Raw genomic sequence first — 24,594 nt, 5'->3', positions numbered from 1 at the left:
CAACGACAAACAAACTTTAGAAAAGGATCTTGATGAAGACTTCAAGGAAATAAAAAAGAAAGCTAAACATTGGTATTGGGTAGCTTCCACTAAAGCAACAGCGAAAACCGCCTTTGCAGTTTTCGCTGTTGCTAAGTTTGTTGTCACGAATACAAGAAATTTCGGAAAAAAAAGACCATCTAGGATGGTCTTTAAACGCGTTTTGTTCCAATATATCTTGGATGCCAATATAGATTGTTTGTGCTTGTAATCATGACTCCTTTTGAAGAAGAAGACATAATCATCTTACCATTACCGATATACATTGCAACATGTGTCGGCCGACTTGCCTTGGTTGGAGCAAAGAACATTAAATCTCTAACTAACAGTGCTCTAATGTCACAGATGTTTTAATTATTTATTCAGGTATAAATAATTTAATTTTTGGAATTTTTGTATTATAATGGTAGTATAAAAAATTCTAAGTGGGTGAATAGTGTGCCGTTGTATCAGATGAAGGAAGTTTGGACACCGTTGAAATTCATTAATATTAAATTCTTTAAAAGTGAAAACAGGCAATTTTTTGTGAAAATTTGGAAAAGTCGCAGAAAGAAAATTAGGTTTCTTTAAGACAGTTGGCATAGCTCCATCTGTTTTTTTATTAGAAGGGGACCGCAATATAACTAAAAGCAGCATTGCCGTATTTAATGGAATGGTTCTAAGATTTAAATCATGCATTCTACAGACAATAGAAGAAAAGGATGAGGACTGGGTCCCGGTTAGTGGATCATTTCAAATAAATAAAGCTAATCCACTTAAACAATATTAGGGAGTAGCTTTCTTTCGCTATATTTACTATATGATTCAACTCGATTGCGACCTTTTTGTTTTGCCAGATATAGTGCCCTATCTGCTTCACGGATTAAATCCTCTGGATTAGAATTAAAATCTGGAATTATTGTAGCAGCGCCAACACTGACTGTAAGGAATTTACTAACATTAGACCCGACATGAGGAATATGTAACTCTTCAATGGTAGAGCGTATTTTTTCTGCCACAATACAAGCATCATTTATAACTGTTTCCGGCAAAATGATTGCAAACTCTTCACCGCCATAGCGAGCAACTGAATCTGTTCGTCGCTTAACGGTCTTCTCTAAAATACTTGCTACTTGTTTTAAGCATTCGTCACCGCCCATATGACCATATGTATCGTTAAACTCCTTAAAAGAATCAATATCCATCAAGATTAGCGATAGTGGTTTACTGGAGCGTAAAGCCTGTCTCCATTCTCGAATCAAATATTCATCAAAATAACGACGATTAGCAATGCCAGTTAATCCATCTCTTTTCGAAAGATCTTCCATCTCTTGATAAGCTTCTAGAAGGTGCTGTTCCGCTGCCTTTTGTTCAGTAATATCAGTTACCATTCCAATAACATAGGAGAATTTATCATTGTTTCCAGGAAATAGAGATGAAGTTACTTTACCCCAAACCAATTGTCCGTCCTTACGATAATAACGCTTTTCTAATTGAAAATGATCGATTTTTCCTTCCAATAATTCATTCAAGAGTCCCAAACTTATAGTAGTATCATCGGCATGACTAATATCACCAAAAGTCATATTTTGTAATTCTTTCTCACTATACCCAAGGATATCTTGTAACTTTGGATTGGCCATAACAGGTCTGCTGTTTTTATCCATGAGAGTAATACCAATAGGCGATTTCTCATATATAACTTGAAACTGTTCATTAATTCTTTGTAATTCCTTACTTTGAACCCTATCTTTTTCCATTAATAATTTCACTTTGTCAAACTGTTTACCACACCACCAAGCGAGTGTTAGCATTATTGGCAACCCTATAAATTCAATAGTATCAACGTATCCATCTCTAGAAAAATAATAGGTTATATACAAACAATTAGTAATTAGAACAAGAATAAACGCAGTTATGCTTCCTTTATATTTCATTTTCATCACTTATCCTGTAATAAACTCTTTTATCTTTTACATTTTTTTATGGATAGGGCAAAAAACGACTTACATTTTAGTAACTTTCTGACGTTTTTCCATAGTATAATGGACTCAATTATTTACTAAGAAAATCTCTAATTTCATCAACGGATATTTCCAGCTCTAGAGCTTGCTTAATAAGCTCCACCCATTCATTATCTAGTTCTTTTTCACATGTTGGTACGATCATAATACAACCTCCTAAAATATGTACAATTTTAGGCAACCCAGCGATCATAGTTTAAAACCTTAGACCTGTAGCTTTGCGTCCCAGTCTTTCGAAAGGTTTGCTTTTAACTAATTAAAGAATTAAAGAATTAAAGCTCATAGTACAATGGTAATATATGTTTTCTAATAAACAAATAAATATAATTCTAAAAAGTTCGACATTAATTGGCAGGAACGTTGATTTAACAATAAAAAAAGCGATGCGCTATCTAAAGCATTGCTTTTATAAATGTCTTTATAGTTGCGGGTACTCCAAATGAGAATGGCTTAATATGAACTGTAGGTATTTTCTATTGAAAACCTACTTAAAAATCAACCCCAAACAACTTAAGTTCCTCCGAATCATGAGGGAGGGTAACCATCCCTTCAAACTTCATTCCGACCTTTTCAAGCAGTCTCGATGACCCATCATTGTCCTCAGAGGTGATCGCCACAATCCGCTTCAGACCGAGTTGTTCCCTTCCATAGACAAGCGTGGCAGAAGCTGCCTCAAAACCATAACCTTTAGTTTGAAACCTTGATAAAAAGGCAAAACCAAGATCGACATCCTCTAAAGTATCTCGTTTAATCAATCCGCAAATCCCAATCGGGGTCCTTCCTTCATCTTTTAGCTCCGTCATATAAAGACCAAAGCCCAGCCGGGAGTACATCTCCATCGGTCCCGTTACAAGGTAGTTCTTAGCATCCTCTAACGTCCGCACCCCTCGATCACCGATGAACCGTATCCAAGAAGGATCATTCAAAAGCTCGAGAATAAACGCGGCATCATCTTGCGTTAACCAGCGAAGGACCAATCGTTCTGTTTCAATCACTTTCAACTAAAATACACCTCATTTTATGGTTATTGATGAAAAAATCTTAACTAAGTCAAACTATATCATGTATCCTGAAAAGGAAGACGCTATATCAACTACCATATCCTAGCACTATCTTAAATGATGAATAATCACAGAGCAAATTAGAGAGGAGAGCACAATGACGACTAATTTTATAAAATTAACTGAACCTACCTCAAATATCGTTGAGGTGTTTAACCGTTGGGAAAACGACCCAGCATTAATTCCGTTGACTCGCCCGAACCAAAACCAATCGGAAATGGAACGTCGTGAAGAAATGTCCCTGGAGGACTTAACAAAACGCCTGGAAGACCATCACATCTATCTTATCTATCTCAATGACGAGTTAATCGGTGAAATGAACTATGTGGTCGATCCAAATTATCTCTACAAAAAAGAGCCTGGGACCGCCTGGATTGGGATCACTCTTGGTGAATCCGAAGGACGAGGCAAAGGGATTGGTTATGATGCGATTCAATATATGGAGGAACAGATTAAGAGGCAGGGGCTGAAACGGATTGAATTAGGCGTATTTGAATTTAACAAACAAGCACAGAAACTTTATCAGAAGCTAGGCTACAAAGAAATTGGCCGGATCGAAAATTTTACCTATTGGCAAGGTAAAATGTGGACTGATATTCGAATGGAGAAGTATCTATGATATTGAAGTAGATGTAGGTAGTTTTTCAACAAATATATTCACATTAAAAATAGCATATGAATTTGCTTTTATATTTAACAATAAATAGCTGACAAAAAACACTTGGGATTTCCAAACGTTTTTGGCAGCTATTTATTCTTTGAAAATCCTATTATTTATGGAATAAATCTAATGGTAAAAAAGCACTATAAAATTAGTCGCTAAAATTTACGTTTTAGGAAGCAAACGATCCTACTTACGTTACTTCAAATGGTGGCTTATTTGAAACATCAAGGAAAATCTACATATGATGACGGAGGAGGGAATACGATGACAAACCGTAATAACAATCGAAATCAGCCCCATACTGGCGGTAATAAAGCAGATACAGAATTTGGAGGCGAGCTGACACAAAGTAAAAAAGCTAGGAAACAAGCCGCAAGAGATAGTAAAAAATAGTTAAGTGGAATGGATAACCATCGTGTCAGGAATGGTTATCCATTTTATTCTTTCTTGATGCTTTTACTTCCTGCGTTTTTGACATCCCCCGGCTAATGGAGAATAGGCATGAATACCGATCCCAATCGAAGCCTCCGCGTGAATCATCGACAGAGAGTCCACATCGGTCAGGGCGGATAGGACGGACAGTTGGGACAGGAAATTTTTAAAAAATGAACTCGATCTTCGTTCCCTATACCTCACGCACGGCTGCGACCGATCCTTGGCTCCGAGATGAATTCCAGACTCAGAAAACCTCGATACCACCATTGAAACGTTCGCGTGTATCAATCCTGGATACTGCTAAGGAAATCTCCCAATTTCCTCCAAAACAAAAACCGCCTTTCGTAAAAAGGCGGTTAAAAAACAGGTCTTATATGTGTGGGTTACAAAAATTGTCAATTAGCTTAGCGCCTTTCGTCACCAGTTGCCTCAGTTGTCTTTGTAGGTTAGCTTGTGGAACAACTTGTGAATCAAGATTATTCGGGCCGTGACAGGCACAACTTACTATTTTTCTTGTGCAATTTCTTTTCGATTTGGAGCAAGAGGCGGTTGTTCGAGCCATTTATTTTGGACCATAATATTAAACCATTTCTTCGTTACCATAAGATTTTTTAGAATGGTCGTCTCATATGCAGCGACAAGGTCTGTTCGCATGGCAGATGCTAAACCTGTTCCGTGATAGTTTTGAGCTGCTTGAAACAAGAAACCGATATGATACAACATTAACCTATCGGAAAAAGGAGAGTCGGTTGAATCCGTTACTTCTGTTTCCCATGACTTCGGAGCAGGTAAATTATCCGTTTGCATAATTTTTGAAAAGGTTTTTATTTGTTGGTCCGCAACTTTTTCGGCTTCCTCTAAAAATTTCCTTACTTCCTTTGTTTGTGCGACCTGACTGAATGCGATGGAAAGAGTTTTTGCCATAATACTCTTTTTAAGATTGAAAGAAATACTGATGATTTCTGTCGCTGATAACGTTCGACCCTTTCCGAAAAATCCATCCATGAAATCGTTGCTGGACACATATTCAGGGTTTTTAGCTGGATAAAATAAAGGGTCTCGCTGAAAATTTCCTTTCTCAAGCAATAACTCAATCGTTAGATGATACATTCTTTTCCCGTCATTATCACACGCGTCGTAAAAATACCGTAAATCCTTTCTTACAGAGACGCCTAATGAAGTGGAATGTCCGAGCAAACCATGTAATGTCATGATATGTAAATAATTGAGGCAAAATATATCCGTGAACAACCGCTGTTTCCCTTTAAAGAGATCCAATTCAGTAAATCCAATCGGAACTGGAAATCCCTCGTTTTCTAAAAAGGTAACCATTTGATTCTTTTGCTTTGCGAAAGTCTCGATTGCATCCTCAAAAATGGCTTTGATTGCCGCGTCCTCAATAATAGTCACCATATATCTATTGATCGTATCCACGGCTGTTCCATTGACATACTCTCCCCATAAAGTCCCTATTTCGGAAGATGTGAGTTTTAGATTATCCTTTTCCATGCTGTCACCTCTTGGATATTATTTACCAATTCAGCAAAAGTATGAACTATTATTGGATTTATACTTACTTTTTTTTTGAAACTTTGGGCATTATTTTTATATATAATATGGAATAAATTTCATGCCCCCAAAACAAAAACCGCCCTACATAAAAAGGCGGTTAAAAAATCTAAAACGTAGCTTTAGGATTTGGCCCATATTGGTTATCATCGGCTTGGCTATCCGAGCAGGTAAAGATAAGTAGGACAATCGCACCAACCAAAGGAACCAAGCTAATTAAAATCCATGCGCCGCTTTTGCCGGCATCGTGCAGCCTGCGAATCGTAACAGCTAGAGATGGTAACAGGACGGCCAATGAATAGAGACCATATAATAATGGGTAGATACCTAAGACGTTATCTATAACGGCTAGGATAATCATGGCAATCATATTGAAGAGAACAAACATCCAATATTCCTTCCGTCTTGCTCTGCCTGAAAAGCCTACATAATTCTTTAAAACTTTTAAATACCATTCCATTAAACGTGTGCCCCCCTAAAAAATAATGATAAAAACTAGAATAATTGACTATCGTTTTATAAGTATGCAATTAACATAAAAACATTCCGATAATAATTTTTAGACTAGTCTTACCACTATTTTTTAGTAGAAACGCTTAAAACTCGCAAAGTGGGCTTGGTAATACGGGCTTTGCATATTGGAAATCATCACACCTGAATCATTGGCGTGGATGAATTGGTTGTTGCCGAGGTAAATTCCTAGATGGGAAATCCCTTTTTTATATGTATTTTCAAAAAAGACAATGTCGCCCGGCTTTGGCGAATTGACATAATAAGTACGGTCATAGAAGCCTGCAGCAGAATAACGTCCAATATCCATCCCTGCTTGCTTGGCAGCATAATAAACAAACCCGCTGCAGTCAAAGCCAGCCGGAGTACTGCCGCCCCAAACATATGGAACACCGATTAGTTTCTTGGCACTCGCGATCATCTTCGCCGCGAAATCTGAGTCAACCGTTAGTTCCGTCTTCGGCCCAGTTGCAGTCGAAGGAACCTTCAGCTTTTGGCCGACATAAAGTCGATCAGAGCTTAGTTTATTGAGCGCCTTTAATTCCTTGACGGTAAGCTGGTAGTCCCCGGCGATTCCCCCAAGCGTATCCCCGCTTTTAACGATATAATCCTTCACTTCCGTCTGTACAACAGGTGGTGGAGTAGCCGGTGTTTTCGGCGGTGTGGTTGTCACTGGCGGCTTCGGTGTTGCAGGTTTCACAGGTGCAGCTGGAGCCTTCTGCGCTGGAACCTTAATCTTTTGGCCTACATAAATCATGTCAGATTTTAGTTTGTTAAGTGACTTCAATTGGCTTACCGTTGTTTTATAATTCCCAGCAATTTTGCCAAGATAGTCACCGCTTTTGACGGTATAAACACTAGTAGCTGCTCTAGTTGTCTGCAACTGTTTTCGGCTTTGTGGTTGTCGTCGTCGGCTTCGGAGCTGGTTTTGCTGCGGTCACTGTCTGTTTAGGAGCTGCCACCGTGAGCTTTTGCCCGACATGAATAATCGTCGTATCAAGTTTGTTCCATAGCTTTAGTTCACCAACGGTCACATGAAAACGGTTGGCAATCTTGATCAAGGCATCACCATTTACAACGGTGTAAGTGGCTGGCTGTGAAGCTTGAGTCGTTTTGCTAGCGACCGTAATCTTGAGCATTTGATTGACCGAGATAAAATCCGATTTCAATCCGTTTGCTGATTTTATATCTTTGACACTCGTATGGTATTCTTGAGCGATTTTCGATAAGCTATCGCCTTTTTGGACCTTGTATGTATCGGCCAGGGCAGTTCCTGCAAAAACAGTCGAAAGCAGGGCAGCTGTCGATAAGGCGCGAACAATGGTTTTCTTCATCTAGCAAATCACCTCTTTTTCTGCACATTTATATTAATTTTACCATAGTTTGCTAGTATTTCGGAGTAAATATTGTAAAACTTTCCTGATTTTATTGTAAAAACTGCATATTTACGGAATTATCAAACTATTAATCTCTCACCATTCGCCTAGACCATTGTATAATCCCTCTATCAGATTCAACCATCTATCAACAAATTTTTACAAGATTCACACATTATTTACAAGATTCGTTGGAAATACATTTACACTTTTCTGATATTCTAGTAGAATTGGGAATTAGAATAAACTAAAGGAGGAAAAGAAAGGTGGATCGTACGGCAGAAACGAATATCTCGAGTGTTGCAAATTTCTCAGAGATCGTGAGAAGGGCATACGAAACGGGCAAAAACGAGAATGGCATCACCCCAGAAAAACTAATCGCAGACTTAGCAGCAGACCTGAAAAACTTGATGGCTGTCTAATCATATATATAAACAAAGGGCTGTCGAAGCAAAATTCGACAGCCCTTTTTAATGGTAGGAAAGGATAAAAATCCTAGTTTCTACTATTATATAGTTGTTAACGTTGATAACGTTTTCAGATTATAAACCGTATTCCATTTTGATTGGATTAGTTTGGCTAGTAAATCTTTTAACCTTAAGGTCATATGAATTAAAAAAAAGCGAATCATTATTCAGATTCGCTCTTACTGTTAGTTAAGAAATTCAGTATGTACTCACTCCACACGTGGTACCCTTGTTCACTTGGGGCACTCATGTCTGGTTGCAGATAGTCTTTCATCGCGGCAGTAGTTGGATCAGGCCAGGCTGTCCAATGGTCGAGATAGGTAAGTTTGTTTTCCTGTGCATACTTTTTTAGCTCGGCTACCTGACGTGGGTAGATTTCAGCTTGATAAAGCGGGAAGGCTGGCTGCAGGATAAATGCTGTTTCCGGTTTGTTCGCCTGGACGTCATCAATAATTTTAGAAGTATTTTGTAAGGTATCTTTGATGAGTACTTCCCCATTATTCTTTTGAATAAACGGCTCAAATATAATTAAATCAGCATTCACTGCTGCAATTTCCGCTTGTTTCTTTTGATAAAGCAATTGAGTGGAAGTTAAGTTAAAGGTTTTGAGCTCTACATTGATATGCCGCTCGCCAAATGCTTTTACTAACTTCTCTTTAATTAACGGAAAAGAACCATCCGTCTCAGAACCAATCGCTGGAGAACCAGCAAAAAGAATCGTAAATGGCTTGTCCTCTTTTAAGGATTGTTTAAATTGATGGACTGCATTGGCAGGCCAATTACTTGTAAGCTTGAGTAATTCTTGTTCTTCAGTGTTTTGATCATCTATGTTGGATGTGGATGATTGATGAACTGGTTTATTTTTTGCTGATGCTTGCCGTTCTTGGTTCCAATGGGATTGACCTAAATAGAGCGTAATAAGGAATCCGACGGCTAATAATGCCGTTAAAAATTTCTGCATAACGATATATACCCCCAAAAATAGATTGCATAACAATTATAGCAGATGGGAATTGAAAATTTGCCCAATTTTGATTTATATCTACAAATTTTACAAAAACACTTTTAAAGGATAGAAGTTGGCTATTATAAGTGTAATAAATTCCAAATAGCAACTTCCTCTTCAAATTTCTGTAAAAAGGGTGTTTAATAGATAGAGTAATAATTAATTAGACAAAAAAAGAAAAAACATGACAATTTATGATATAATTAACAACGTTTTGTATCGAAATTTTAGGAGGCCGAAATGGAAGAGACAATTAGTTTAAAAGAACTGCTCGAAACATTAAAAAAACGATTGCTATTAATCGTGTCGATAACCTTAGTTGCTGCCATCATTAGTGGAGTGGTTAGTTACTTTTTATTAACCCCGATTTACCAAGCTTCTACACAAATTCTTGTGAATCAAAAGAAAAATGAACAATCTGTATACAACTCGAATGAAGTTCAAACAAACCTTCAATTAATCAACACCTATAATGTAATCATTACAAGTCCAGTGATATTAGATAAGGTTTCAAAAGAGCTTGATTTAAATATGACAGCTGCACAATTAAAAGAAAAGATTACCGTGGGCAGTGAAAAGGATTCCCAAGTTGTTAACTTGTCAGTCCAGGACCCTGATGCTGAAGTTGCCACACAAATAGCTAACAAAACGGCGGAAGTGTTTAAAAAAGAGATTGCTAATATCATGAATGTCGACAATGTCAGCATCCTGGCGAAAGCGGATATCACTGAAAATCCTGATCCAATCAAACCAAGACCATTATTAAATGTCGCAATTGCGATCGTTGTTGGTTTAATGGCAGGTGTCGGACTTTCATTCTTACTTGAGTACTTTAATAACACGATTAAAAACGAACAAGATGTTGAAAAAATCTTAGAACTTCCAATCCTAGGTGTTATTGCAACGATTGATGATCAAAAGATGGAAGAAGCGGCAGCACGTTGTGGAACTAGAAAATCAACAGTAAGAGGTGAGACACTTGGCTCTTAAAATGAAAAAACTTACCAGTAAAGATGCATGTCGTAAGCTTGTGACGGCAATCGATCCAATGTCACCGATTTCGGAGCAATACCGGACGATTCGCACAAATATCCAGTATTCCTCGATTGATCAAGAAATAAGAACCATCATGGTTACTTCTTCAGGACCTGCTGAAGGGAAGTCAACGACTGCTGCCAATCTTGCGGTTACATTTGCGCAGTTGGGTAAAAAAGTTTTACTTGTTGATGCCGACCTTCGTAAGCCAACGATTCATCATACTTTTGGTGTAAATAACTTATTTGGTTTTACGACTGTATTAACAAAGCAAAGGGGACTTGAAAAAACGGTGCTTGAAACAGGGGAGCAGGATTTATATATCCTAACGAGTGGACCGATTCCACCCAATCCTGCTGAGTTATTAAGCTCAAAATCAATGGAACAATTTATTGAGGATGCAAAAGCTGAATTCGAATATATTATTTTCGATACCCCACCATTATTAGCGGTAGCCGATCCGCAAATCCTTGCGAATCAGTGTGACGGTTCGATTCTGGTTGTGTATAGTGAGAAAACAGAAATCGAACCTGCGAAAAAGGCAAAAGAATTACTTGCCAATGCAAAGAGCAAATTGCTTGGTGTTGTCTTAAATCATAAAGAGGCAAAAAGTGGAGATTATTACTATTATTATGGTGCGAAGTAACAAATTTCGACAAATTTCTCCTATCGCAAGTGCTATTATTAAAAATGTTGACGGGAAATAACAGTTTATTGGAAAGAATGTGGGACCAATGATTGATTTGCATAGTCATATATTACCTGGAATTGATGACGGGGCAAGGGATTTGTCGGAAAGTATTGAAATGGCCAAGAAGGCTGCCGAACAGGGGATTCATACGATTGTTGCAACACCACATCATTTGAACAACCGTTATGAAAATCCTAAACAGACAATTATTGATAGAGTCAGAGACTTAAATAAGGTTTTACTAGAAGAAAAGATTGATTTAAACGTACTTCCTGGTCAGGAAACACGGATAAACGGGGAAATGGTTGAAGGTTTTGAAACAGGTGAAATCCTACCAATCGATAGCACGCAATATGTATTGGTAGAGTTTTCGTCTAGCCATGTCCCGAGATACACGGAGAAGTTGTTTTATGATTTGCAAACGAAGGGACTAATTCCGGTAATTGTTCATCCGGAACGGAACCAGGAAATCATTGAACGTCCAGAACTTCTATATCAACTTGTGAAAAAGGGAGCATTAACCCAAGTCACGGCTGCAAGTGTTTGTGGGGACTTTGGAAAGAAGATTAAAAGCTTTTCCTTGCAATTAATTGAAGCCAATCTAACTCACTTCATTGCATCGGATGCGCATAATACGAGCAACCGGACGTTTAAAATGAGAGAAGCATTTGACAGTATTCAAGCAAAGTACGGGAATGACATGGTTTATTTTTTCCAGGAGAATGCTGAACTTTTGATTGAAGGAAGTCACGTCTATAAAGAAGTACCTGAACGCATAAAAAAGAAGAAATTCTTTAAAATATTTTAACAAAAATTAGCAGAAGAGAGTTAACAGATCGTCATTTTACAACTTTATCAGGCTTAAATGCCTGATCGGCGAGGCTCCCTGTCCGTTATCGATGGGGGCACTCGATTGTGCTGTGGGTCCATCAGAGGACCTTAGACGCATGTCGTCAAAAGCATGATGTGAGGCCGGGTTAAATGCCCAATTTAAATAAAACAATAAATACCTAATGAAAGATTAAGTGTGAAAGCACTTGCAATTCCATTAGGTATTTATTTTTTGCCCATAGTGCTTTAGTTAGTGAAAGTGTTTTTTAGGTAAGCGAAATATTATTTGGGGGTATACAAGATGAAAAGAGTAAGAAAAGCAATCATTCCAGCTGCAGGGCTAGGGACAAGATTTTTGCCTGCAACAAAAGCAATGCCAAAGGAAATGTTACCAATTGTTGATAAGCCGACTATTCAATACATAGTGGAAGAGGCGGTTGCAGCAGGTATTGAGGATATTATCATTGTAACTGGTAAAGGAAAACGTTCGATAGAAGACCATTTTGATAATGCCATTGAGCTTGAACAGAATTTAATCGAGAAAGAAAAATACGATCTACTTGAAAGAGTTCGGTACGCTACGAATCTAGCGGATATCCATTATATCCGTCAAAAAGAACCGAAAGGACTCGGACATGCGGTCTGGTCTGCGCGAAACTTTATTGGCAATGAGCCGTTTGCCGTTCTATTAGGTGATGATATTGTTCAGAGCGAGACACCTTGCTTACGTCAATTAATTAATCAATATGAAGAAACATTCTCTTCTGTGATTGGTGTTCAGCAAGTGGCTGAGAATGAAACACACCGTTATGGGATTATCGATCCTTCATACCAAGAAGGCCGTCGTTACCAAGTGAGTAACTTCGTTGAAAAACCAAAACCAGGAACAGCTCCTTCGAACTTAGCGATTATGGGCCGTTACGTTTTAACACCAGAGATCTTCATGTTCCTTGACCGTCAGGAAAAAGGTGCAGGTGGAGAGATTCAGTTAACAGATGCAATTCAACGACTAAATGAGATTCAAAGAGTGTTTGCTTATGACTTTGAAGGCAAACGGTATGACGTAGGTGAAAAGTTTGGTTTTGTTAAGACTACGATTGAATTTGCCTTGCAACATGAAGACCTCCATGATGACATGCTTGATTACTTGAAAGATCTAGTTTCTTCATTTGATAAAGAAAAAGTAATGCTATAGAGAGAAGGTAGGGGTGAAGGTTGTCTAATCTGGCGAATCAAGAAGTATCTTATTTTGAAAAAAAGAAGTTACTTGTTAATGACGGAAAATCATACTTATTAACAAAAAGATTAATTGATATTATCGGTTCTTCATTTGGAATTATTCTTTTAGGTTTTCTTTTCATAATTATTGCTATTTTAATTAAAGTGGAAGATCCAAAGGGAGCAATTCTGTTTTCTCAGAAAAGAGTTGGACTAAATGGAAAAGAATTTAAAATGTATAAATTCCGTTCGATGATATCCAATGCGGAGGAAAAGTTACAAGAACTGTTAAAGCATAATGAAGTATCGGGTGCCATGTTTAAAATGAAGGATGACCCAAGGATCACAAAAATTGGGAAGTTTATCAGGAAAACAAGTATTGATGAATTGCCTCAACTATTTAATGTTTTAAAAGGAGATATGAGTTTGGTTGGACCGCGTCCACCCCTTCCTAGAGAAGTTGCAGTATATTCTGAGTATGATAAGCAGCGTTTATTGGTCACACCAGGTTGTACAGGACTCTGGCAGGTAAGTGGGAGAAACAGTATTGGGTTTGAAGAAATGGTGGAATTGGATCTTCGATATATTCGAGAACGTTCCTTCTTTTTTGATATAAAAATCATATTAAAAACGGTCCTAGTATTATTTGGATCTAAAGATGCATTCTAGAAAAGAGGTACGGAAAAGATGATGAATAATGAATCTAAAATATATGTAGCGGGACATCGTGGTCTTGTAGGATCAGCGATTGTAAGAAAGCTTGAAGAAAAAGGGTACACTAATATAGTATATCGTACTAGCAAAGAACTAGACTTAAGAGACAAAAATGCAGTCGACAGCTTTTGTGCTGAAGAAAAACCGGAATTTGTTTTTCTTGCTGCAGCAAAGGTCGGTGGAATTGTTGCCAACAATGAATACCCTGCAGACTTTATTCGTGATAACCTATTGATTCAAACGAATATCATTGATGCGGCATATCGCAATAATGTTGAAAAACTTTTATTCCTTGGCAGTACATGTATTTATCCTAAGTTGGCGCCACAACCTTTAAAAGAAGAGTACCTATTAACCGGTGTGCTTGAGCCGACAAATGAACCATATGCGATTGCGAAAATTGCAGGAATTAAAATGTGTGAATCCTATAATCGTCAATACGGTACACAATACATTTCAGTTATGCCAACTAATTTATATGGTGAAAATGATAACTTCGACTTGCACACTTCTCATGTTCTTCCTGCATTGATTCGTAAGTTTCATGAAGCAAAGAAAAGCAATGCTCCATTTGTAAAAGTATGGGGAACAGGAACACCAAAACGAGAATTCTTATATTCTGATGATCTTGCTGATGCAAGCATCTACCTGATGAATAATTATTCTGGTAATGAAATTGTAAATATTGGTGTAGGCGAAGACCTACCAATTAAAGATTTAGCAGAAAAGATTAAAGAAGTCGTTGGGTTCACTGGTGAGATTCAATTTGATACAACAAAGCCAGACGGAACACCAAGGAAATTAGTGGATGTAACCAAGCTAAATTCTTTGGGATGGAAAGCTACTACTTCATTAGAAGAAGGATTAAAGAAAGCTTACCAATGGTTTTTAGATAATCAACTAACAAAAGTAAACTAACATATATTCGGAGGTCAACATGAAAAAAGCATTAATTACAGGTGTAACTGGACAAGATGGTTCATATTTAGCAGAGCTCTTACTGGAAAAGGGATATGAAGTACACGGCATGATTCGTCGTAGCTCTTCTTATAATCAAGAACGCTTAGAGGACCTTCTTACAGAAGAAGAGGCAAATGCATTATTAAATAATCAAAACTTCCATCTTCATTATGGGGATGTTACCGATGCATTAAACGTAACTCGTATAATCGGTGAAATTAAACCTGACGAAATCTATAATCTAGCCGCCCAGTCACATGTTCGAGTTTCGTTTGATATGCCTGGTTATACATTAGATGTAGATGCAAAAGGGACACTTAATATTCTTGAAGCAGTGCGAATCTTAGGATTAACAGAGAAAACTCGTGTATACCAAGCGTCAACTTCTGAACTATTCGGAAAAGTTCAAGAGGTTCCGCAAAGGGAAACAACTCCTTTCTATCCACGTTCTCCATACGGTGTAGCAAAGATATATGGTTTCTGGATTACCAAGAACTATCGGGAATCTTATAATATGTTCGCTGTAAACGGAATATTATTCAACCATGAATCAGAGCGTCGTGGGGAAACATTTGTAACACGTAAAATTACCCTTGCTGCTGCACGTATTGCCCAAGGTAAACAAAAGAAGTTGATGTTAGGAAACTTAGAATCATTACGTGATTGGGGATATGCTAAAGATTATGTTGAATGTATGTGGTTGATCTTACAGCATGATAACCCAGAAGACTTTGTAATTGCTACAGGTGAGATGCATACAGTAAGAGAATTTGTTGAACTCTCATTTAAACATGTAGGAATAGAAATTGAATGGACTGGGCAAGGTGTTGAAGAAAAAGGTATTAACAAAGCTACTGGTGAAGTTATTGTTGAAGTAGATCCTAAGTTTTTCCGCCCTGCAGAAGTAGAACAGCTTTTAGGAGACCCAACAAAATCAAAAACACTATTAGGTTGGAATCCAACAAGAACTCCATTCGAAGAATTAGTCAGTATCATGGTTAATGCCGACATGAGAAAAGTTGAAAAAGAAGATAAAGTTAAGAAAATGTTTGATTAATATGTAATGGCCGTTTGGTTTGAGGTAGGTAAATTATCTACCTCAATTTATTTTTAATTGATAAGTTCTCAAAAAGGAAAAATTTATAGAGGCTGGTTCAGAATTGCACCTATGCATATATGTGTAGTCTCAACGGATAGAGAGGTACTACATGGTTGAAATGATGAAAACTGAAAAGAAAAAGCTTTTAATATACGCCCACTACTATATTCCGGATGTCGCTTCCACTGGTCAAATTTTAAAAGAATTGGCAGAAGGAATGCTTCATGAATTTGATATAACAGTAATTTGTGTTGTGCCATCTTACACCGGTAAGGTTGCTGCCGAGTATAAAACAAAGATATTTTATAAGGAAGAAATTAACGGTGTAAAGATTATTAGAATATGTGTTCCTGAATTCTCCAAGAGTAACAAAATCAGCAGAATTAAAAATATCCTAGCATATTTCTTTGGAGCTATGATTGCCACCTTTAAGGCAGGGAAGATGGATTTTGTTTATTCAATTTCTCAGCCGCCTATCCTCGGAGGCTTGTTGGGAGTCTGGGGAAAATGGGTGAAACGGGCGAAATATATCTACAATATTCAGGACTTCAATCCTGAGCAGACTATGGCCGTTGGATATAGCCAGAATAAATTTATTCTAAATACGATGATGTGGTTCGATAAATTTAGCTGTAAAATGTCTGATAAGTTAATTGTTGTTGGTCGTGATATGGTTGAAACCCTGAAAGGCAGATTCAAAGATAAGAAAATACCAAATCATGTGTTCATTAATAACTGGATTAATGAAAAGGAAATCTATCCGATAGAGAGTAATAATGAGAAAGTGGTTGCCTTCAAAAAGCAATATGGTTTGGAAGATAAATATATTGTCATGTATTCTGGTAATATCGGTTTGTACTATGATCTAGAAAATTTGATTCGCGTCATGAAAGGTTTTCCTGCAGGAACTAAAACCGCAGATGGAAGAGAAATAACGTTTGCTTTCGTCGGTGCTGGATCTGTTTTAGATAAACTGAAGATGTATACTAAAAATAACCAAATGGAAAATGTCGTGTTTATTCCATATCAGGACAAGGCTGATTTGATTTATAGTTTGAATTCATGTGATTTTCAATTATGCAATTCAGCAGCTGGTATAAAAGGTGTTTCTGTACCGAGTAAATTGTATGGCATTATGGCTACAGGTAAGCCTGTACTTGGTGTTCTGGAGGAAGGAGCAGAAGCAAGACTTCTAATTGAAGAAACTGGATGTGGCTTAATCGGAGATCCTGGTGATTATAAGAAGTTCAAAGAAAATCTTCAGAAGTTTTTTGATATGAGTAGAGAAGAGCACATGACTATGGGTAAGAAAGGTCGAGTATTCTTGGAAAAGAACCTGACAAAGGATGTCTCTGTGGCCAAGTATATCAAAGAGATTAAGAGCTGCTAGGGGAGAATCGAAACTATGAAAGTTGTACAGATTAATACATTTCCATATAAAGCTACAGGTTCGATTATGATGAACCTTCATAGATTTATGTTGAGTAAAGGTATAGATTCATATGTTGTATGGGGGCGTGGTAGAAACCCTGAGAATGATCATGAAATATCCATTGAAGATAAATTGGGAATTAAATGGCATGGATTATATACAAGACTTACAGATAAAACTGGTTTTGCTTCTCAAAGGGCAACAAAAGATTTAGTTAAGAAACTAGAAGAAATCAAACCCGATATTATACACCTTCATAACCTCCACGGTTATTATATTAATTTGGAAATACTATTTTCGTATATAAAAGAAAAAAATATAAAAACAATATGGACTTTGCATGATTGTTGGGCATTTACAGGACATTGTGCCTATTTTGATGCTGTCAGTTGTGATAAGTGGAAAGGAGGTTGCTATAACTGTGAGCAGCTTGAGACATATCCAGCGTCAAAAATTTTAGATAACTCAAAATGGAACTGGAAAAAAAAGAAAGAATTATTTAAAGGGCTTAATATAACAATTGTAACACCAAGCAATTGGCTTGCGGATTTAGTTCAGCAATCTTTTCTATCTGAATATCCAACGAAGGTAATTCATAATGGAATTGATTTAAACATATTTAATCCAACAACGAGTGACTTTAGAAAAAATAGTAATCTTACTGGAAAGTTTATTATTTTAGGAGTTGCGAGTGAGTGGACAGAAAGAAAGGGACTAAGAGATTTTATTCGATTAGATGAAATGCTTAATGATAATTATAAGATTGTTATTGTTGGGTTAACTAAAAAACAGATTAACCAAGTGCCGGATTCGATAATTGCTATTGAAAGAACTAATAATTTGAATGAGTTAGTAGAATTGTATACTACAGCAGATATATTTTTTAACCCAACTTATGAAGACAATTTTCCAACGACAAATCTTGAAGCATTAGCGTGCGGTACTCCTGTTTGTACATATAGAACAGGTGGTAGTCCTGAGAGCGTTGATGAAAATTGTGGAATTGTACTAGAGCAGGGGGAGGTTGAACAGTTCGCTCATTTATTAAATAGAAATGTAAATCCTAAATTCGGGAAAAATTTTGATGTTGAGAATGTAATGAGTAAATTTAAAAAAGAAGATATGCTAGAGAAATATATTTATTTATATGATGGAATTGAATTTTAACCGGTTGGATGATTGCACATGAAAATTGTATATTGGTGTTTACATGGCCCTGTAATGAAGGGCTGGAACTACTAGGATAATTTGATAACTAATACCGTAAAAGTTGTAGGTAATGAAATCACAATCGTAGTGTGGAGACATTTTGAGAAAAATTGCACTTTATGTATCGAAATTCTTTTTGGGTTACTTCCAGAAGAGGAGATATTTTTACTGATTATAAAATGAATCCTAAAACAAGACAAAGTTATTAGTTATAGGTGTAGATTATTGTGAAGTAAAGAAGTCAACGGAATAGAGTAAAATAAAGGTATTGGGAACTAGTTATGGAGTTAAAGACAATGACTTCTTTATAATAACGTTCGTTAAAAAGGTTGCAGCGAAAATTCAGACATAAATGTGGATGGATGCCGTTGGACAGATAAAGAGAAAAAATATAAAAATAATAGAATTTCGTTCAGTTGATAAGGTAAGACAATTTTAGTGGTAATACCGTGTAGTAATAAATGAAACTTCTTTTTTAATATAAATCAAACATCTGTAATAATAATGAAGTTAAAATAAATGATGATTGCCTGTAAAGTAAAGGTACGAATTTTAATATATCTTTGGTATTAAATTAAAGTTATGGGGTAAAGTGTATATGAAAAAAATATCTGTTGTAATGACTACTTTCAATGAAACTGAGAGGGAGCTTAAATTAGCAGTTGAATCCATACTAAACCAAAATTATAAAGAGTTTGAATTTATAATTATATTAGATAATCCTTCCAATAAAGAACATGTTCGAATTATACAGGACTATTGCAAAAAGGATGATAGAATAAGGTTTTATGTGAATGAAAAAAATTTAGGTCTAGCAATGTCATTAAATCGTGGATTGGAACTTGCGAATTGTGAAATTATAGCAAGAATGGATGCAGATGATATTTCTCTCCCGGATAGATTTGAAAAAGAAATTAGTTATCTAATTGATTATCCAGAAGTAAGTGTTGTAGGTACAAATAAAATTTCTATTGATGAAGATAATAATGTTTTATCTTATGGGGGGAAGTTACCAGATAATTTTGAAACCACAAAACTAGCCTTACAATATATTTCGATGGTTGTTCATCCTAGTGTTATGTTTATTAAAAAAGATATCCTTAGTTTAGGTGGATATAGGAACTTTCCTGCTTCCCAAGATTATGATTTGTGGCTAAGAGTTATTTCAAATGGAATGAAGATTGGCTTTGTAGATGAGTATTTAATTAAATACAGATCAAGCACAAAAAATATTTCTGGGAGCAACCCGTTAAAGCAGTGGCTATGCGATAAGTATATTAAAAAAATGCACCAAGAGAGGTTAAAGCACGGAAAGGATTCATTCACAGAAGGAAATCTAATGTTGTTTTTAAGAGAAAATAACTTTAATAATGAAAAAGAAAAGGGTAATTTTAAAAAGGGAAAGGTTGCATTCGATGCTGCAAGAAATCTTTTGAAAAACCATAAATATCTTAATTCTGCTCTGAAGTTAGCTGAATGCTTTTGGGCTCATGAAGAAATGAAATCAGTAATAAATAATGCTATTCGTTATCAAAAATTGGCACGTCAAATTAATGATAAAAATTGAATGGAGATATTTGATTTGGAAGGATAATTCAAATGGTACTGGTATTTATAGTGTTTATACTAATGTTTAGTTTTTTTAATTACTTACACTTTGGGAAATTTGTAAATTATCTTAATTTGTTCTTGGGTTTATGGTGTACCGTAAGTGTATTATCAATGTTTGGCTTTTATGGATTGTATATTCCGCCGTTAAAAACGTATGTATATATTTTAATTGTTTTGACTTTATTCGAAGTTTCATCAATTATCTTTTTTAGATTAAAACAAGGAATACGAGTTGAACAAGCAAATATAATCCTTAGATGGAAAAGATTGAATAGTATTTCGATGATTTGCTTAATTATCCTTGTTCCATTTGCAATCAAAGGGTTTGGAGTAGTAATTACCGAGGGATTTTATCGATTAAGAATTTCAGGTTTTTCGGAAATACTTTATAATACAAATGAAAAATTGCTACTTATGAATATAGTACAGCCAATGGTCTTGGCAATTTCATTATTGTCTTTAATCGAACTTATTGAAAATAAAAAAATTCGATTATCATTAATAATTTCAGTATTTAATTGTATTTTATATATATTAATTTTTGGTGGGCGTTGGGTTCTTCTAGAATTTATGTTGTTAGCGGGAATTGTTTTATATGACAAGTTTGGTGGCAATTTCATCAGGTTGATAAAAAATAATAAGTTAATAACCATAGTTATAGCGATTATTGCAATCATTATTTTAGTAATTACTCAGCAGAGAAGTGTAGCTGGAGGGAAAGGTTTTTTATATAACATTTACATTTACTTTGTTGGTAGTATTCATCTATTTGGAGTTTATATGAATAATCCGAAACAGTACCTTATAACCTCTGACCATCTATTATATGGTAAAGAATTTTTTGGGGGATTTTTGGAACCTATATTCTTATTTTTGAAATTTATGGGCATGAATATTCACTCAGGAATTGAAACAATTAATATAATTTCACAACAATTTGTAAATGTATCACCGGATGCTATTATGAATAATAATTCTACTATGATATATGCGTTTTTGAGAGATTTTGGAATTTTAGGGTTGTTTATTTGTCCATTTGTATTAGCGATTTTTTATATGCATGTTTATAAGCGTAAACTTAAATCGCCAAATATTTATAATCGGAGTGTTTACTATTACAGTGTAAGTATTTTACCGTTTTTACTGTTCGAGTGGATGCCGGCAAGAATGAGTATAATAGTAGTGTTGTTTTTCTTGTATGTTTTAACTAGGAAACCTTTCCAAGTTAGAGTAAAGAAGAAAATATAGTTGAGATGGATGGTTAAAATGCTCAGTACAATTTACAAGGAATATAAGAATAAATTTGAAGATAAGCCAAATTTGGCTTTGGCTTTAATTTATGCAATAGTTTGTTATTTCAGGATGCCACATTTTAGGGTAATTGTTTTAATCAGGGAGATGCAGAAAAGTGGTTGTAAGCTCAGAAAAGAAATGATCTCAAAAAAGCTCTGTATTAAATATGGGATTGAGGTTGGGAGAAACGCAAAAATTGGTCATAGGTTAAATGTTCGACATTTAAATGGGATTGTAATTGGTGATGGCGCTATTATTGGTGACAATGTTACCTTATATCATAATGTAACATTGGGCCAAAGAAAAGGCTTCTATCCTAGGATTAAAGATGGTGTAACTATCTACCCTGGTTCAATTATTTTAGGAGGAGTTTCAGTGGGAAAGAATTCAATAATTTTAGCAAATTCAGTCGTCTTAGAAGATGTTCCTGAAGAGTGTATTGTAGCAGGTAATCCGGCTACTGTAGTTAAAAGTATTGATTACACCATAGGATGAATGGGTAACTATATATGTTGAAAAAGAATATTTTATACAATTTTGTTTATCAGTTTCTAATAATGTTTTTGCCATTTGTTACTGCACCCTATTTGTCTAGGATATTGGGAGCGGAAGGAATAGGGATATATTCCTATAGTTATTCTACAGCATTATACTTTATTTATTTTTCATTGCTTGGATTAAACAATTACGGAAACAGAACAATTGCTGGTACCCAAGGGGGAAGAAGGCAATTATCTAAGACATTTTCAGAATTATTCTGTATGCAGTTAATTACAGCTTTGCTGAGTACTGCATTTTATTTAGTTTATATTTTACTGTTTGCAACTAATAAAGTAGCTGCAATGTGCCAGCTTATTTTTGTAGCTTCTTCAATTTTAGATATAAATTGGTTCTTCTTTGGGATAGAAAAGTTTAAGTTAACAGTCATAAGAAATACTATTGTTAAACTCGGAACAGTGTTATGTATTTTCCTTTTTGTCAAAGTAGAAACCGATGTTAACAAATATATTATTATCATGGCTTTGGGAACGCTTATAAGTAATCTGGTTTTATGGCGTTTTTTACGTCAGTATGTTGATTTTAAAATTGCGCGATATAAAGATATCATTAAGCATATTAGGCCAAATCTAATGATGTTTATACCAGTTATTGCCGTGAGTATTTACAAAGTAATGGACAAAATAATGCTTGGAAATATGGGAAGTATAGCAAGTGTAGGGTATTTTGAAAACGCTGAAAAAATAATAAATGTTCCAGTTGCCTTAATCATTGCAGTTGGAACTGTAATGTTGCCTAGAATTTCTTCGTATGTTGCTGCAGGAAAACGGGATGATGTTAAAAGATATTTTGATGTCTTTATGATGATAGTTTTAGCATTTGCCAATGCTGCAACTTTTGGAATAATATCTATATCAAATGAATTTGTCGATATTTTTTACGGCAAGGATTTTTCACAAACAGCAATAATAATGGAGTATTTAGCTGTAACAATTATATTCTTAGCTGCAGGAAATGTGTTAAGAACTCAATATCTAATTCCAGAAAAAAGGGATTCTGTGTATATAATTTCAGCAATTCTTGGCGCTATTGTTAACTTTGTAATTAACTTGGCTCTTATCCCTCGACTCGATGCAGTAGGTGCAGCAATTGGAACAATTTTTGCTGAATTAGTAGTATGCGGATATCAATTTTTGGCTGCAAAAAAGGAAATTAGATTGCTTAAGTATCTAAAATGGGAATCTATATTTTTAATTGCAGGGCTTCTTATGTATTTCATTATTAATAACATACAGTATGACAAAAATATTTACATTTCTTTATTTATTAAAATAATTATAGGGGGAAGTAGCTATTTTATCATAGTGTACTTTTTAATACTTAGAAAATTCATAAAAACACTAGGGAAATGAAAATAAATAGTGTGAACCTTTAGGAGGTAGTAAAATGAGCAAGCATGCTTATTTGATAATTGCTCATAATCATTTCGATCAATTAGGTAAATTAATTAATATGCTTGATGATTGTAGGAATGACATTTTTTTGCATATTGACAAAAAAATTGAGAACTTTGACTTGAGTAAGATTTCTTCAACATTAAAGTATTCTAAGGTATATATGGTAGAGAGCCCTGTAAAAGTTACATGGGGAGGGTATAGCCAAATAGAAAGTGAACTATTACTTTTGGAGAAAGCTACAGTAACAGATACTTACAAATATTATCACTTGCTTTCAGGATTAGATTTACCACTAAAGTCACAGGACTATATTCATCAATTTTATGATGAGAATACGGGCAAAGAATTCATAAGGTTTGCAAAGAGTAGTAATGAGTATTATGAGAGAGTCAAGTATTATTATTTTTTTAATAGTATAATTGGGAAGCCAGATAAGCTTTGGAAAAAAGCTATTAAATTGCTTGAAGTATTCTCTGTTAAAATTCAAAAATTTTTTGGTATTGATAGACATTTGGATGTTGAATTTAAAAAGGGAACTAATTGGTTCAGTATAACAGATGAGTTAGCCCGATATGTTGTTTCAAAAAGAAACTGGATAAAGAAAACATTCTCCCATACATTTTGTTGTGATGAGGTATTTTTGCAAACGTTAGTGTTTAATTCAAAGTTTATGGAACGTCTATACTGGGGTAAATTCGATAACGATTGTCAAGCGATTATGAGACTTATTGATTGGGATAGAGGACTTCCATATACGTTTCGGGAAAATGATTATGATCAACTAAAAACAACTAATCTACTCTTTGCTAGAAAATTTGATGATACTATAGATGATAAAATAATATTTAAAATTCAAGAATTGGTAAAAAATCAAGAATGAGTGTAAAAATATCTTGGTATATCATGGATTATTAATGGCAACTAATTAAAAATATACAAAGTCAATATTGTTATTTCAGGCTAACTATAAAGTATAGTTTTTTTCATCCGTATTTATGAGTGAACGTATCAAAGATAAGTAGATGGAATTGTTATACAATAAAAGAATGGGAGATTGATTCTTATAGGCCTATTGATCTGGTGTTCTTGCATGAATGAAAGATTCAAAGGCTCATTAATATCAGGAATTAAAGAAAATCATCTTGTTTTGAAATGATAATAACCGTGTTATGTACTTACTAGACAAATTAAATAGTAAAGAAAAAACTTTAAGGTGCTTCCTCTAGAGTTTTTGCCAATTTATTTTGATGTAGAACTTTGAAGTATGTTGGCATTAGAGGATATGGTAATAAATGATTGTACAGTGGAAGCTGGTATAGTTGTATAATGTATATATATTTTTTGTGAAGGTCTTAATAAATTCTCTATAAACGATATAGTGCAAAATATATTTTAAGATTTTAAAAATTAAACTAC

26 protein-coding genes and 1 riboswitch are annotated in these 24,594 nt (G+C 35.2%); of the genes, 17 read left to right on the top strand and 9 right to left on the bottom strand.

Annotation, left to right across the window (positions count from 1 at the left end):
- Positions 1–191: 191 nt before the first annotated feature.
- From CCK98_RS37150 to CCK98_RS30960, 4 genes are all read right to left on the bottom strand, one after another.
- Positions 192–350: an NlpC/P60 family protein gene (locus CCK98_RS37150; RefSeq protein WP_088090083.1), complete on the bottom strand. Its 159-nt coding sequence runs from the start codon at positions 348–350 to the stop codon at positions 192–194.
- Between the two features lie 444 nt (positions 351–794).
- Complete coding sequence (locus CCK98_RS30970; protein WP_179195981.1) at positions 795–1,955, bottom strand: diguanylate cyclase domain-containing protein; 1,161 nt, start codon at positions 1,953–1,955, stop codon at positions 795–797.
- A 118-nt stretch (positions 1,956–2,073) separates the two neighbouring features.
- Positions 2,074–2,187, bottom strand: coding sequence for a DNA-binding anti-repressor SinI (gene sinI, locus CCK98_RS30965; RefSeq protein WP_088090081.1), 114 nt, complete (start codon positions 2,185–2,187; stop codon positions 2,074–2,076).
- 28 nt (positions 2,188–2,215) lie between these two features.
- A riboswitch (cyclic di-GMP riboswitch) is annotated at positions 2,216–2,299 on the bottom strand.
- Between the two features lie 231 nt (positions 2,300–2,530).
- Positions 2,531–3,043, bottom strand: a complete 513-nt coding sequence (locus tag CCK98_RS30960; RefSeq protein WP_088090080.1) for a GNAT family N-acetyltransferase — start codon at positions 3,041–3,043, stop codon at positions 2,531–2,533.
- A gap of 157 nt (positions 3,044–3,200) precedes the next feature.
- Between CCK98_RS30960 and CCK98_RS30955 the strand changes: the two genes are divergently transcribed.
- A complete protein-coding gene (locus CCK98_RS30955) occupies positions 3,201–3,722 on the top strand; it encodes a GNAT family N-acetyltransferase (RefSeq protein ID WP_088090079.1) in 522 nt (173 codons plus the stop codon).
- A gap of 309 nt (positions 3,723–4,031) precedes the next feature.
- Entirely contained in the window at positions 4,032–4,160 is a 129-nt protein-coding gene (locus tag CCK98_RS36630; protein WP_256942508.1) for a hypothetical protein, read from the top strand.
- 546 nt (positions 4,161–4,706) lie between these two features.
- Here CCK98_RS36630 and CCK98_RS30950 read toward each other — a convergent pair.
- From CCK98_RS30950 to CCK98_RS30935, 4 genes are all read right to left on the bottom strand, one after another.
- Positions 4,707–5,711: a DUF3231 family protein gene (locus tag CCK98_RS30950; RefSeq protein WP_088090078.1), complete on the bottom strand. Its 1,005-nt coding sequence runs from the start codon at positions 5,709–5,711 to the stop codon at positions 4,707–4,709.
- A gap of 169 nt (positions 5,712–5,880) precedes the next feature.
- Complete coding sequence (locus tag CCK98_RS30945; protein ID WP_088090077.1) at positions 5,881–6,231, bottom strand: DUF805 domain-containing protein; 351 nt, start codon at positions 6,229–6,231, stop codon at positions 5,881–5,883.
- 123 nt (positions 6,232–6,354) lie between these two features.
- Positions 6,355–7,164: a C40 family peptidase gene (locus CCK98_RS30940; RefSeq protein WP_088090076.1), complete on the bottom strand. Its 810-nt coding sequence runs from the start codon at positions 7,162–7,164 to the stop codon at positions 6,355–6,357.
- The gene (locus CCK98_RS30935) at positions 7,151–7,615 is read right to left on the bottom strand and encodes a LysM peptidoglycan-binding domain-containing protein (protein WP_088090075.1); all 465 of its coding nucleotides are present in this window, start codon (positions 7,613–7,615) and stop codon (positions 7,151–7,153) included. The genes CCK98_RS30940 and CCK98_RS30935 overlap by 14 nt, the downstream gene beginning before the upstream one ends.
- Before the next feature lie 308 nt (positions 7,616–7,923).
- On the opposite strand from CCK98_RS30935, the gene CCK98_RS35770 reads away from it, so the two are divergent.
- A complete protein-coding gene (locus tag CCK98_RS35770; RefSeq protein ID WP_179195980.1) occupies positions 7,924–8,079 on the top strand; it encodes a hypothetical protein in 156 nt (51 codons plus the stop codon).
- A gap of 208 nt (positions 8,080–8,287) precedes the next feature.
- Here the strand turns inward: CCK98_RS35770 and CCK98_RS30930 are convergent, their stop codons facing one another.
- Positions 8,288–9,085 (bottom strand): SGNH/GDSL hydrolase family protein, encoded by a 798-nt coding sequence (locus CCK98_RS30930; protein WP_088090074.1) that lies wholly within the window; start codon positions 9,083–9,085, stop codon positions 8,288–8,290.
- Positions 9,086–9,370: 285 nt separating this feature from the next.
- Between CCK98_RS30930 and CCK98_RS30925 the strand changes: the two genes are divergently transcribed.
- From CCK98_RS30925 to CCK98_RS30860, 14 genes are all read left to right on the top strand, one after another.
- Positions 9,371–10,120 carry a YveK family protein gene (locus CCK98_RS30925; protein ID WP_088090073.1) on the top strand — a complete coding sequence of 250 codons (750 nt, stop codon included), beginning with the start codon at positions 9,371–9,373 and terminating at the stop codon, positions 10,118–10,120.
- 1 nt (position 10,121) lies between these two features.
- A complete protein-coding gene (locus tag CCK98_RS30920; RefSeq protein ID WP_088090613.1) occupies positions 10,122–10,811 on the top strand; it encodes a CpsD/CapB family tyrosine-protein kinase in 690 nt (229 codons plus the stop codon).
- Positions 10,812–10,899: 88 nt separating this feature from the next.
- On the top strand, positions 10,900–11,664 hold the full coding sequence (locus CCK98_RS30915; protein ID WP_088090072.1) for a tyrosine-protein phosphatase: 765 nt from the start codon (positions 10,900–10,902) through the stop codon (positions 11,662–11,664).
- Between the two features lie 324 nt (positions 11,665–11,988).
- Positions 11,989–12,882, top strand: coding sequence for a UTP--glucose-1-phosphate uridylyltransferase GalU (gene galU, locus CCK98_RS30910; RefSeq protein ID WP_088090071.1), 894 nt, complete (start codon positions 11,989–11,991; stop codon positions 12,880–12,882).
- Between the two features lie 20 nt (positions 12,883–12,902).
- Positions 12,903–13,574, top strand: a complete 672-nt coding sequence (locus tag CCK98_RS30905; protein ID WP_088090070.1) for a sugar transferase — start codon at positions 12,903–12,905, stop codon at positions 13,572–13,574.
- A gap of 21 nt (positions 13,575–13,595) precedes the next feature.
- Complete coding sequence (locus CCK98_RS30900) at positions 13,596–14,537, top strand: GDP-L-fucose synthase (RefSeq protein ID WP_088090612.1); 942 nt, start codon at positions 13,596–13,598, stop codon at positions 14,535–14,537.
- A gap of 19 nt (positions 14,538–14,556) precedes the next feature.
- Complete coding sequence (gene gmd / locus CCK98_RS30895) at positions 14,557–15,636, top strand: GDP-mannose 4,6-dehydratase (RefSeq protein ID WP_088090069.1); 1,080 nt, start codon at positions 14,557–14,559, stop codon at positions 15,634–15,636.
- 151 nt (positions 15,637–15,787) lie between these two features.
- Positions 15,788–17,068: a glycosyltransferase family 4 protein gene (locus CCK98_RS30890; RefSeq protein ID WP_256942507.1), complete on the top strand. Its 1,281-nt coding sequence runs from the start codon at positions 15,788–15,790 to the stop codon at positions 17,066–17,068.
- A 15-nt stretch (positions 17,069–17,083) separates the two neighbouring features.
- On the top strand, positions 17,084–18,277 hold the full coding sequence (locus tag CCK98_RS30885) for a glycosyltransferase (RefSeq protein ID WP_088090068.1): 1,194 nt from the start codon (positions 17,084–17,086) through the stop codon (positions 18,275–18,277).
- Positions 18,278–18,917: 640 nt separating this feature from the next.
- Positions 18,918–19,886 (top strand): glycosyltransferase, encoded by a 969-nt coding sequence (locus CCK98_RS30880; protein ID WP_088090067.1) that lies wholly within the window; start codon positions 18,918–18,920, stop codon positions 19,884–19,886.
- A gap of 32 nt (positions 19,887–19,918) precedes the next feature.
- Positions 19,919–21,178 carry an O-antigen polymerase gene (locus CCK98_RS30875; protein WP_088090066.1) on the top strand — a complete coding sequence of 420 codons (1,260 nt, stop codon included), beginning with the start codon at positions 19,919–19,921 and terminating at the stop codon, positions 21,176–21,178.
- Positions 21,179–21,196: 18 nt separating this feature from the next.
- Positions 21,197–21,718 (top strand): serine O-acetyltransferase, encoded by a 522-nt coding sequence (locus CCK98_RS30870; protein WP_179195979.1) that lies wholly within the window; start codon positions 21,197–21,199, stop codon positions 21,716–21,718.
- 14 nt (positions 21,719–21,732) lie between these two features.
- Complete coding sequence (locus CCK98_RS30865) at positions 21,733–23,133, top strand: flippase (protein ID WP_088090064.1); 1,401 nt, start codon at positions 21,733–21,735, stop codon at positions 23,131–23,133.
- Between the two features lie 34 nt (positions 23,134–23,167).
- Positions 23,168–24,058 carry a beta-1,6-N-acetylglucosaminyltransferase gene (locus CCK98_RS30860; RefSeq protein ID WP_088090063.1) on the top strand — a complete coding sequence of 297 codons (891 nt, stop codon included), beginning with the start codon at positions 23,168–23,170 and terminating at the stop codon, positions 24,056–24,058.
- The last annotated feature ends 536 nt before the right edge of the window (positions 24,059–24,594 follow it).

The sequence above is a fragment of the Bacillus sp. OV166 genome, assembly GCF_900177675.1.
Classification (GTDB): domain Bacteria; phylum Bacillota; class Bacilli; order Bacillales; family Cytobacillaceae; genus Neobacillus.
Note: the sequence above shows the minus strand (reverse complement) of the source record. Positions and strands in the feature narration are given on the sequence as shown.

Excerpts from the sequence above, each read along its gene's own strand:
- CCK98_RS30945 (WP_088090077.1), bottom strand. The coding sequence starts at position 6,231 with ATGGAATGGTATTTAAAAGTTTTAAAGAATTATGTAGGCTTTTCAGGC.
- CCK98_RS30925 (WP_088090073.1), top strand. The coding sequence starts at position 9,371 with ATGGAAGAGACAATTAGTTTAAAAGAACTGCTCGAAACATTAAAAAAA.
- CCK98_RS30915 (WP_088090072.1), top strand. The coding sequence starts at position 10,900 with ATGATTGATTTGCATAGTCATATATTACCTGGAATTGATGACGGGGCA.
- CCK98_RS30970 (WP_179195981.1), bottom strand. The coding sequence starts at position 1,955 with ATGAAATATAAAGGAAGCATAACTGCGTTTATTCTTGTTCTAATTACT.
- CCK98_RS37150 (WP_088090083.1), bottom strand. The coding sequence starts at position 350 with ATGTTCTTTGCTCCAACCAAGGCAAGTCGGCCGACACATGTTGCAATG.
- CCK98_RS30875 (WP_088090066.1), top strand. The coding sequence starts at position 19,919 with ATGGTACTGGTATTTATAGTGTTTATACTAATGTTTAGTTTTTTTAAT.
- gmd (WP_088090069.1), top strand. The coding sequence starts at position 14,557 with ATGAAAAAAGCATTAATTACAGGTGTAACTGGACAAGATGGTTCATAT.
- CCK98_RS30950 (WP_088090078.1), bottom strand. The coding sequence starts at position 5,711 with ATGGAAAAGGATAATCTAAAACTCACATCTTCCGAAATAGGGACTTTA.
- sinI (WP_088090081.1), bottom strand. The coding sequence starts at position 2,187 with ATGATCGTACCAACATGTGAAAAAGAACTAGATAATGAATGGGTGGAG.
- galU (WP_088090071.1), top strand. The coding sequence starts at position 11,989 with ATGAAAAGAGTAAGAAAAGCAATCATTCCAGCTGCAGGGCTAGGGACA.
- CCK98_RS30880 (WP_088090067.1), top strand. The coding sequence starts at position 18,918 with ATGAAAAAAATATCTGTTGTAATGACTACTTTCAATGAAACTGAGAGG.
- CCK98_RS36630 (WP_256942508.1), top strand. The coding sequence starts at position 4,032 with ATGACAAACCGTAATAACAATCGAAATCAGCCCCATACTGGCGGTAAT.
- CCK98_RS30935 (WP_088090075.1), bottom strand. The coding sequence starts at position 7,615 with ATGAAGAAAACCATTGTTCGCGCCTTATCGACAGCTGCCCTGCTTTCG.
- CCK98_RS30865 (WP_088090064.1), top strand. The coding sequence starts at position 21,733 with ATGTTGAAAAAGAATATTTTATACAATTTTGTTTATCAGTTTCTAATA.
- CCK98_RS30890 (WP_256942507.1), top strand. The coding sequence starts at position 15,788 with ATGGTTGAAATGATGAAAACTGAAAAGAAAAAGCTTTTAATATACGCC.
- CCK98_RS30930 (WP_088090074.1), bottom strand. The coding sequence starts at position 9,085 with ATGCAGAAATTTTTAACGGCATTATTAGCCGTCGGATTCCTTATTACG.
- CCK98_RS30955 (WP_088090079.1), top strand. The coding sequence starts at position 3,201 with ATGACGACTAATTTTATAAAATTAACTGAACCTACCTCAAATATCGTT.
- CCK98_RS30920 (WP_088090613.1), top strand. The coding sequence starts at position 10,122 with ATGAAAAAACTTACCAGTAAAGATGCATGTCGTAAGCTTGTGACGGCA.
- CCK98_RS30885 (WP_088090068.1), top strand. The coding sequence starts at position 17,084 with ATGAAAGTTGTACAGATTAATACATTTCCATATAAAGCTACAGGTTCG.
- CCK98_RS30900 (WP_088090612.1), top strand. The coding sequence starts at position 13,596 with ATGAATAATGAATCTAAAATATATGTAGCGGGACATCGTGGTCTTGTA.
- CCK98_RS30870 (WP_179195979.1), top strand. The coding sequence starts at position 21,197 with ATGCTCAGTACAATTTACAAGGAATATAAGAATAAATTTGAAGATAAG.
- CCK98_RS30860 (WP_088090063.1), top strand. The coding sequence starts at position 23,168 with ATGAGCAAGCATGCTTATTTGATAATTGCTCATAATCATTTCGATCAA.